This window comes from Thioclava sp. L04-15 (genome assembly GCF_002020275.1).
GTDB classification, from domain to species: Bacteria; Pseudomonadota; Alphaproteobacteria; order Rhodobacterales; family Rhodobacteraceae; genus Thioclava; species Thioclava marina.
On the sequence record NZ_MPZW01000022.1, the window covers coordinates 2501 to 5491 of the forward strand.

At 54.1% G+C, this 2991-nt stretch carries 1 tRNA gene and 2 rRNA genes (1 of these 3 running past the window's edge); all 3 read left to right on the forward strand.

Going from position 1 to position 2991, the window contains the following annotated elements:
* A 23S ribosomal RNA gene (locus BMI90_RS18380) occupies positions 1–2577 on the forward strand; it begins 255 nt to the left of the window's first position.
* Between the two features lie 77 nt (positions 2578–2654).
* Positions 2655–2769: ribosomal RNA gene (gene rrf, locus BMI90_RS18385) — 5S ribosomal RNA — on the forward strand.
* A 74-nt stretch (positions 2770–2843) separates the two neighbouring features.
* Positions 2844–2920 (forward strand) — tRNA-Met (locus tag BMI90_RS18390).
* The last annotated feature ends 71 nt before the right edge of the window (positions 2921–2991 follow it).

Sequence of the window (2991 nt, forward strand, 5' to 3'; positions counted from 1 at the left end):
GGAAATCAACAGATACTCCGCTAGTAGTGGCGAGCGAACGCGGACCAGCCGAACCTTGAAAGTGACCAGAATGATCTGGAAAGATCAGCCATAGTGGGTGACAGCCCCGTATGGGAAGCTCGATAGGACGCATTAAGTAGGGCGGGACACGTGAAATCCTGTCTGAAGATCGGGGGACCACCCTCGAAGGCTAAGTACTCCTTACTGACCGATAGCGAACCAGTACCGTGAGGGAAAGGTGAAAAGCACCCCGACGAGGGGAGTGAAACAGTTTCTGAAACCGGACGCCTACAAGCAGTCGGAGGAGCCTTGAGCTCTGACGGCGTACCTTTTGTATAATGGGTCAACGACTTGGTCTATCGAGCAAGCTTAAGCCGTTAGGTGTAGGCGTAGCGAAAGCGAGTCTTAAAAGGGCGTTTTAGTTCGATGGATCAGACCCGAAACCAGATGATCTAGCCATGTGCAGGATGAAGGTGAGGTAACACTCACTGGAGGTCCGAACCGACACCCGTTGAAAAGGGTCCGGATGACGTGTGGCTAGGGGTGAAAGGCCAATCAAATCTGGAGATAGCTGGTTCTCCGCGAAAGCTATTTAGGTAGCGCGTCGATTGTATTCTCCCGGGGGTAGAGCACTGCATGGATGATGGGGGCCCACAGCCTTACTGAGTCTAAGCAAACTCCGAATACCGGGAAGAACTGATCGGCAGACACACGGCGGGTGCTAACGTCCGTCGTGGAGAGGGAAACAACCCTGACCAACAGCTAAGGCCCCCAATTCGTGGCTAAGTGGGAAAGCATGTGGGACTTCCAAAACAACCAGGAGGTTGGCTTAGAAGCAGCCATCCTTTAAAGATAGCGTAACAGCTCACTGGTCTAGTCAAGAGGTCCTGCGGCGAAGATGTAACGGGGCTCAAGCCACGAGCCGAAGCTTTGGATGCACAGTGATGTGCGTGGTAGCGGAGCGTTCTGTGATATAGAACGCTGCCTCCTTACGCTCTTCGGAGCTATTGGAGGCAATGTTCTGACTGTGAAGCCGGGCTGTAAGGCATCCGGTGGAGTGATCAGAAGTGAGAATGTTGACATGAGTAGCGACAAACAGGGTGAGAGACCCTGTCGCCGAAAGTCCAAGGGTTCCTGCTTAAAGCTAATCTGAGCAGGGTAAGCCGACCCCTAAGGCGAGGCCGAAAGGCGTAGTCGATGGGAACCAGGTTAATATTCCTGGGCCATGTGGTGGTGACGGATCGCGAGGGTAGTTCGTTCTTATCGGATTGAACGGGCTGCTTAGCGGTTCCTGGAAATAGCCCCACTTTAAGATCGTACCCGAAACCGACACAGGTGGACTGGTAGAGAATACCAAGGCGCTTGAGAGAACCACGTTTAAGGAACTCGGCAAAATGCCTCCGTAAGTTCGCGAGAAGGAGGCCCCATTCGCACGCAAGTGTGGGTGGGGGGCACAAACCAGGGGGTGGCGACTGTTTACTTAAAACACAGGGCTGTGCGAAGCCGTAAGGCGACGTATACAGTCTGACGCCTGCCCGGTGCCGGAAGGTTAAAAGGAGGTGTGCAAGCACCGAATTGAAGCCCCGGTAAACGGCGGCCGTAACTATAACGGTCCTAAGGTAGCGAAATTCCTTGTCGGGTAAGTTCCGACCTGCACGAATGGCGTAACGATCTCCCCGCTGTCTCAAACGTGGACTCAGCGAAATTGAACTGTGTGTCAAGATGCACACTACCCGCGGTTAGACGGAAAGACCCCATGAACCTTTACTATAGCTTCGCACTGGCATCAGGATTGTGATGTGCAGGATAGGTGGTAGGCTTTGAAACCAGAACGCCAGTTTTGGTGGAGCCTCCCTTGAGATACCACCCTTCGCACTCTTGATGTCTAACCGCGGCCCGTTATCCGGGTCCGGGACCCTGCGTGGTGGGTAGTTTGACTGGGGCGGTCGCCTCCCAAAGTGTAACGGAGGCGCGCGAAGGTTGGCTCAGAGCGGTCGGAAATCGCTCGTTGAGTGCAATGGCAGAAGCCAGCCTGACTGCAAGACTGACAAGTCGAGCAGAGACGAAAGTCGGCCATAGTGATCCGGTGGTCCCGAGTGGAAGGGCCATCGCTCAACGGATAAAAGGTACTCTGGGGATAACAGGCTGATGATGCCCAAGAGTCCATATCGACGGCATCGTTTGGCACCTCGATGTCGGCTCATCTCATCCTGGGGCTGGAGCAGGTCCCAAGGGTATGGCTGTTCGCCATTTAAAGAGGTACGTGAGCTGGGTTTAGAACGTCGTGAGACAGTTCGGTCCCTATCTGCCGTGGGTGTAGGATACTTGAGAAGAGTTGCCCCTAGTACGAGAGGACCGGGGTGAACGGACCACTGGTGGACCAGTTATCGTGCCAACGGTAGTGCTGGGTAGCTATGTCCGGACAGGATAACCGCTGAAAGCATCTAAGCGGGAAGCCCCCTTCAAAACTAGGTATCCCTTGAGGGCCGTGGAAGACCACCACGTCGATAGGCTGGAGATGTAAGCGCGGCAACGCGTTCAGTTGACCAGTACTAATTGCCCGATTGGCTTGATTTGATCCGGTAGTAGCCAGACCTCTGGCTAAGATCAAAACAGCATGCACAATACATGACTTGGACACGCTTCTTCCTCGGTTTGGTGGTCATAGCACGAGCAAAACACCCGATCCCTTTCCGAACTCGGCCGTTAAGTGCCGTCGCGCCAATGGTACTGCGTCTTAAGACGTGGGAGAGTAGGTCACCGCCAAACCTAGAAAGAAGCGAGCAAATCATCTCTCAAAACGATATCATCCCCGATCGCAATATAAAGCCCTCGGGAATTGGCGCGGGATGGAGCAGCCCGGTAGCTCGTCAGGCTCATAACCTGAAGGTCGCAGGTTCAAATCCTGCTCCCGCAACCAAATCTTTTGAAATACAGTTCGATGGCGCCCCAAGGGGCGCTTTTTGCATTCGGATTCCTCCGCTGGAAGCA